The following is a 6,521-nucleotide window of genomic DNA, read 5'->3' on the forward strand; positions in this document are numbered from 1 at the left end:
ATGGGGCAGGAGACACAGATGATCACGGTGGTGTGGAGATCCCGGTTCCGGCCGCGGGGGTGCCCAGGGGGAACCCGGGTGGGGCCGCCCGCCGCGGGCGCCTTCCCGCTCGTGCCCGGCACGCGGGATGAACACGTTCGCCCCGTCGAGGTTGGAACGCCTCCCTGGAGGAACTGTCGATGTATGGACGCACTCGCGCACGTCGACGCCTACTGGCGCGCGGCCAACTACCTGTCGGTCGGTCAGATCTACCTGCTGGCCAACCCCCTGCTGACCGAGCCGTTGCGACCCGAGCACATCAAGCCCAGGCTGCTGGGGCACTGGGGGACCACGCCGGGGCTGAACTTCTGCTTCGCCCACCTCAACCGGGTCATCACCGAACGCGACCAGGACATGATCTACGTCGCCGGTCCCGGCCACGGCGGTCCCGCGGCGGTGGCGCATGCCTGGCTGGAGGGCTCTTATACCGAGAAATATCCGAATGTGGGACAGGATGCTCAGGGGATGCAGCGGCTCTTCCGGCAGTTCTCCTTTCCCGGCGGCATACCCAGCCACGTCGCGCCCGAGACCCCGGGGTCGATCCACGAGGGCGGTGAGCTGGGCTATGCCCTGGCCCATGCCTACGGAGCCGCGTTCGACAACCCGGACCTGGTGGTGGCCTGCGTCATCGGTGACGGCGAGGCCGAGACCGGGCCGCTGGCGGGCAGCTGGCACTCCAACAAGTTCCTCGACCCCGCCTGTGACGGGGTGGTGCTGCCGATCCTGCACCTGAACGGTTACAAGATCGCCAACCCGGCCGTGCTGGCCCGGATCCCCGAGGAGGAACTGGTCAAGCTGATGGAGGGGTACGGCTACCGGCCGCACTTCGTCTCCGGCGACGACCCCGAGGTCATGCACGCGCTGATGGCCGAGACCCTGGAGCGGGTGTTCGACCAGATCGCCGACTACCGGCACGGACGGGCCAGCCGCCTGCCGATGATCGTCCTGCGGACGCCGAAGGGGTGGACGGGGCCGCGTGAGGTCGACGGCCTGCCGGTGGAGGGGACCTGGCGGGCGCATCAGGTGCCGTTGACCAGAGTGCGTGACAGTCCCGAGCATCTGGCGATGCTGGAGGAGTGGATGCGCTCCTACCGGCCGGAGGAGTTGTTCGACGGCCAGGGCCACCCGGTGGCGGAGGTCCTGGAGACGGTACCCGAGGGGCCGCTGCGGATGAGCGCCAATCCGCACGCCAACGGCGGTGAGCTGTTGCGGCCGCTGGCGCTGCCCGACTTCCGCGACTACGCGGTCGAGGTGAAGGCTCCCGCTCGCGTGTCGACGGAGCCCACCCGGGTGCTGGGGATGTTCCTGCGTGACGTGATCGCCGCCAACCCCGACAACTTCCGGTTGATGGGCCCCGACGAGACGGCGTCCAACCGGCTGTCGGCGGTCTTCGAGGTCACCGGCCGGGCCTGGGACGCCGAGACCCTGCCCACCGACGAGAACCTCGCCAGGGGCGGGCGGGTGATGGAGGTGCTCAGCGAGCACCTGTGCCAGGGCTGGCTGGAGGGGTACCTGCTGACCGGCCGTCATGGGCTGTTCAACTGCTACGAGGCGTTCATCCATATCGTCGACGCGATGTTCAACCAGCATGCCAAATGGCTGGAGGCCTGCCGGAAGATTCACTGGCGGCGGCCGATCGCGTCGTTGAACTACCTGCTGTCATCGCATGTGTGGCGCCAGGATCACAATGGTTTCTCCCATCAGGATCCGGGTTTCCTGGACGTGGTGATGAACAAGAAGGCCGAGGTGGTGCGGGTCTACCTGCCGCCGGACGCCAACACGCTGCTGTCGACGGCGGATCACTGCCTGCGCTCGCGTGACTACGTCAACGTGATCGTGGCGGGTAAGCAGCCGGTGCTGGACCTGCTGCCGATGGACGAGGCGATCGCGCACTGCACCCGGGGCCTGGGCATCCTGGAATGGGCCAGCAGTGATGCCGGCACCGAGCCGGACGTGGTGCTGGCGTGCGCGGGGGACGTGCCCACGCTGGAGACGCTGGCGGCGGCGGCCCTGGTGCGCGAGTACCTTCCCGAGCTGAAGGTGCGGGTGGTCAACGTGGTGGACCTGATGCGGCTGCAACCGCCGAGCGAGCATCCGCACGGCATGTCGGACGCGGAGTTCGACACGCTCTTCACCGCCGACAAGCCGGTCGTCTTCAACTTCCACGGCTATCCGTGGCTGATCCACCGGCTGACCTACCGGCGCCATGGCCATGACAACATCCATGTGCGCGGCTACAAGGAGGAGGGGACCACCACCACCCCGTTCGACATGACCATGCTCAACGACATCGACCGTTTCCACCTGGTCATGGATGTCATCGACCGGGTTCCCGGGCTGGCGGAGCGGTCGGCGCATCTGCGCCAGCACATGATGGACCGCCGGCTGAGCGCTCGCGCCTACACCCGTGAGTACGGCGAGGATCCCGCCGAGATCCGCGACTGGACCTGGCCGTACTGACCACGACCCCGCCCGTGCCCCGCCCGTGGAGGCCACGCCGGTTTCCCGGGCAGGTCGCACCCCCGGCGGAGAACCACCCAGTTTGGCCCCCACGGAGCGGGTAAGGAGGCATCGTCACAGCTCAAGCGATAGGGGAGGGGAAATGAAAGCTCTCACCTGGCATGGCAGGCGCGACGTACGGGTCGAGGAGGTTCCCGATCCGGCGCTCAAGGAACCGAACGACGCGATCATCAAGATCACCACCACCGCCATCTGCGGCTCCGACCTGCACCTGTACGAGGTCCTGGGGCCGTTCATGGGCGAGGGCGACATCCTGGGCCACGAGCCGATGGGCGTGGTGGAGGAGGTCGGCCCCGAGGTCACCGCCGTCAAACCGGGCGACAGGGTGGTCATCCCGTTCAACATCGCCTGCGGCCACTGCCACATGTGCCGCATGAGCCTCTTCGCCCAGTGCGAGACCACCCAGGTCCGCGACCAGGGCATGGGCGCGGCCCTGTTCGGCTACACCAGGCTGTACGGTGAGGTCCCCGGCGGGCAGGCCGAGTACCTGCGGGTCCCGCAGGCGCAGTTCGGCCCGATCAAGGTCCCCGAGGGGCCACCGGACGAGCGGTTCGTCTACCTGTCCGATGTGCTGCCCACCTCCTGGCAGGCGGTGTCGTACGCCGGCATTCCCGACGGCGGGAGCGTCACGGTCTTCGGGCTCGGACCGATCGGGCAGATGACCTGCCGGATCGCCAGGCACTTCGGCTACCGGGTCATCGGTGTCGACGGGGTGCAGGAGCGGCTCGCGATGGCCCGGGGGCACGGCGTCGAGGTGCTCGACGCGTCCGTGACCGGCGACATCCCCGGGGCGGTCAGGGATCTGACCGGCGGGCGCGGCACCGACTCCGTCGTCGACGCGGTCGGCATGGAGTCGCACGGCTCCCCGGTCGCCAAGTTCGCCCATACCGTCACCGGCCTGCTGCCCGACGCGATCGCCGCCCCGCTGATGGCCAACGCGGGGGTCGACCGGCTGGCCGCGTTCAACCAGGCCATCGACACGGTACGGCGCGGTGGCACGATCTCCGTCGTCGGCGTCTACGGCGGCATGGCCGACCCGCTGCCGATGCTGAGGATGTTCGACAAGGGCATCACGCTGCGGATGGGTCAGGCCCACGTCAAGCGCTGGATCGACGACCTGATGCCGCTGGTGACCGATGACGCCGATCCGCTCGGGGTCATGGACCTGGCCACCCACCGGCTCCCGCTCGACCAGGCCCCCTACGGCTACGAGATCTTCCAGAAGAAGCGGGACGGGGCCATCAAGATCCTGCTCAACCCCTGACGAGGACGGCCGAGGGAGCGCTGAGAACACGGACGTGCCCCGGTCCCCCTGGGGGGATCGGGGCACGCGTGCCGGATTTACGGCGGATGGTCAGTGAGGCTGTTCGGTGACGAGAAACGCGACGCCGCCACCCTCGTCGACGTCGGCGTCCAGGGACTTGTCGTCCAGCATGTCCACGACCTGCGGGTCGAGGAAGATCCGTGCTCCCGCCGACTCCACCACCTTGTCGGCGGACTCGGGGTGTTCGGCGATCGACAGCATGAGCGATCCGGTGCCGTCGCTCTGGGACGAGATGCGGACCCCGGTATCGGGAGAGTCCGTCACCTGCGAGCTGAGATCCCGGATTACCTGGGCTGCGGTGTCCGTCAATGTGAGCATTGCTACTCCTTGTCGGTATCGGCACTTGGATTCTTCGCCCTTGCCCGCTCTCATCCAGCCCAACCATCCACCCGGAGTTTCTCGTGGCCGCCGCGTCCAGGTCGGGCCGGCGGATCAGCCCTTCCGGCCGAGCCGCTCGACGTGTTCGGCTTCGGCCGCCTTGCGTGCGGCGATCAGAATGGGGTCCCACGCGGGGGCGAACGGGGGAGCGTACGACAGGTCGAGCCCGGTGATCTCCTCTGCGGTCATCTCGTGCCAGACGGCGATGGCCAGGGCGTCGATGCGCTTGGCCGCGCCCTCCTGGCCGACGATCTGGGCCCCCAGCAGCCGGCGGCCCAGACGCCCTCTCCCAGCCGAGGTCGCCTCCCTCGTCGCGTACGGCCACCGCGCGCCGGTCGAGGTCGATCACCACCAGTCGTTCCGCCATCGTCTCCCTCTCGTGGACCGTCGATGCCACGGCTTCCACGGTGTGGAGTGCCCAAACGGCCATCTCGTCACGCCGTGCCCGCGCGTTCCTTCGAGTGTCCACGCGGGGGCCGGGCACCGCTGCCACCGGCCCGGGCCCTCCTCCCGGCGCCCCGGACGGTACGGCTTCGAACAACCGCTTTCTGAAAGTTTCGACAAGAAAATGACGTCATCAAGCATCTTCTTGCAGCTGGATGACTCCATCCCGCGCTGTCTCGGCATACTCGCAGGTCAGACGGATTTCTTGGTTGCGGCGAGGTGTTACGGCGAGATGACCGACCGGTCACTGTCACTTTTTTGCATCTGAACTGACGGACTCTTGCTACTTCCTGCACGTATCTATATGTTTCTCGCAACCGACCCGCCAAGGAGTGCCTCGGATGAAATCCCCCAAGCTCTCGATGCTGCTCGCCGCAGCCATCGCGCTCACCGCCGCCGGTTGCGGCAACGACGACAGCGGATCCAAGGCCGCCGAAACCAGTCCGAGCGCCGCTGGGGCCGATGCTCCGGTCACGATCTCCGTCGGCTGCCAGCCGCCGAAGAGCAACCCGCTGGAGCGAACCGCCTGGGACGAGGACGTCGCCGCGTTCCAGAAACTGCATCCGAACATCACGATCGACAGCAAGGACGCCTTCCCCTGCATCAACCCGGACACCTTCCAGGCGAAGCTGGCCGGCGGCACGATGGAGGACGTCTTCTACGTTTACTACACCGATGTCAAGAAGATCATCGCGGCGGGCCAGGCGGCCGACATCAGCCCGTACGTCGGCAGCGTCACCAAGCTGGGCGACCTGCGGCCCGACGTCATGAGCATCTTCAAGGAAGGCGACAAGATCTACGGCCTTCCCAGGAACAACTACTCCATGGGCCTGGTCTACAACCGCAAGTTGTTCACCCAGGCGGGTCTCGACCCCGCCGCGCCGCCCAAGACCTGGGCCGAGGTGCAGGAGGCCGCGAAGAAGATCTCCGGACTTGGTGCCGGATATGTCGGATTCGGCGAGTACAGCGCCGGCAACACCGGTGGCTGGCACTTCGCCGCCTCCCTCTACGGGCGGGGCGGCGAGATGGTCACTCCCGACGGCAAGACCGCGGCGTTCAACAGCCCGGAGGGCAAGGCCGTCCTGGAGAACCTCAAGACCATGCGCTGGACCGACAACAGCATGGGCACCAAGCAGCTCCTCCAGTGGGAGGACCTGATGCGGATGATGGGCGGCGGCAAGCTCGGCATGATGATCGGCGCCCCGGATGTCGTCCAGACGGTCAACAACGACTTCAAGGGCAAGTTCGAGGACTACGGGGTCACCGCCCTGCCCGAGGCCAGGGCCTCACTCAACGGCGGCGACGGCTACATGATCAACCCCAAGGCCACGCCCGAGAAGATCAAGGCCGCCATGCTGTGGCTGGAGTTCCATGAGCTGACCCCGGGCCAGGGTCAGTTCAACTACGCGCGCAGCAAGCAGCAGGGCCGCCCGGTCGGCCTGCCGATCCCCGACCTGTACGGCGACGCCGCGCCGGGCAAGGAGATCACCGAGCTGCGTAAGGCGAACGCCACGGTGCCGGTGGAGAACTTCACCCCCTTCGTGGAGGGATCGGCGACCATCCAGAACAAGCTGGAGCCGCCGAAGTCCCAGGAGCTCTACGCGATCCTTGACGTCCCCATGTCGGCGGTGCTGACCAGGCAGGACGCCGACATCGACAAGCTCCTGGCCGATGCCGAGGCCAAGGCCAACAAGGTGCTGGCGAAGTCGAGCTGATCTTCTGCCCCCCCGGGGTGGGGGGGGGGGGGGGCGGGGCCCCGCCCGCCCCGGGGACCAGAGGGGGGTGGGGCGGGACCAAAAAAAAAGGAGACGGGAAA

The 6,521-nt window shown here is 67.6% G+C and carries 5 protein-coding genes; 3 read left to right on the forward strand and 2 right to left on the reverse strand.

All coding sequences use genetic code 11. The features are described from left to right. Positions 1–183 precede the first annotated feature (183 nt). Together ABZU75_RS31280 and ABZU75_RS31285 are read left to right on the forward strand one after the other, a co-directional pair. Positions 184–2,499 (forward strand): phosphoketolase family protein, encoded by a 2,316-nt coding sequence (locus tag ABZU75_RS31280; protein ID WP_355561944.1) that lies wholly within the window; start codon positions 184–186, stop codon positions 2,497–2,499. 142 nt (positions 2,500–2,641) lie between these two features. Then, positions 2,642–3,823, forward strand: coding sequence for a zinc-dependent alcohol dehydrogenase (locus ABZU75_RS31285; protein WP_355561947.1), 1,182 nt, complete (start codon positions 2,642–2,644; stop codon positions 3,821–3,823). A 90-nt stretch (positions 3,824–3,913) separates the two neighbouring features. Here ABZU75_RS31285 and ABZU75_RS31290 read toward each other — a convergent pair whose 3' ends face one another. Continuing rightward, on the reverse strand, positions 3,914–4,201 hold the full coding sequence (locus tag ABZU75_RS31290; protein WP_350926173.1) for a Fe-S cluster assembly protein HesB: 288 nt from the start codon (positions 4,199–4,201) through the stop codon (positions 3,914–3,916). 114 nt (positions 4,202–4,315) lie between these two features. Next, positions 4,316–4,450 (reverse strand): hypothetical protein, encoded by a 135-nt coding sequence (locus ABZU75_RS31295; protein ID WP_355561950.1) that lies wholly within the window; start codon positions 4,448–4,450, stop codon positions 4,316–4,318. Positions 4,451–5,046: 596 nt separating this feature from the next. Here ABZU75_RS31295 and ABZU75_RS31300 point away from each other — a divergent pair. Further along, positions 5,047–6,420: an extracellular solute-binding protein gene (locus ABZU75_RS31300; protein WP_355561953.1), complete on the forward strand. Its 1,374-nt coding sequence runs from the start codon at positions 5,047–5,049 to the stop codon at positions 6,418–6,420. Positions 6,421–6,521 lie beyond the last annotated feature (101 nt).

It is taken from the genome of Streptosporangium sp. NPDC005286 (genome assembly GCF_040607515.1).
Classification (GTDB): domain Bacteria; phylum Actinomycetota; class Actinomycetes; order Streptosporangiales; family Streptosporangiaceae; genus Streptosporangium.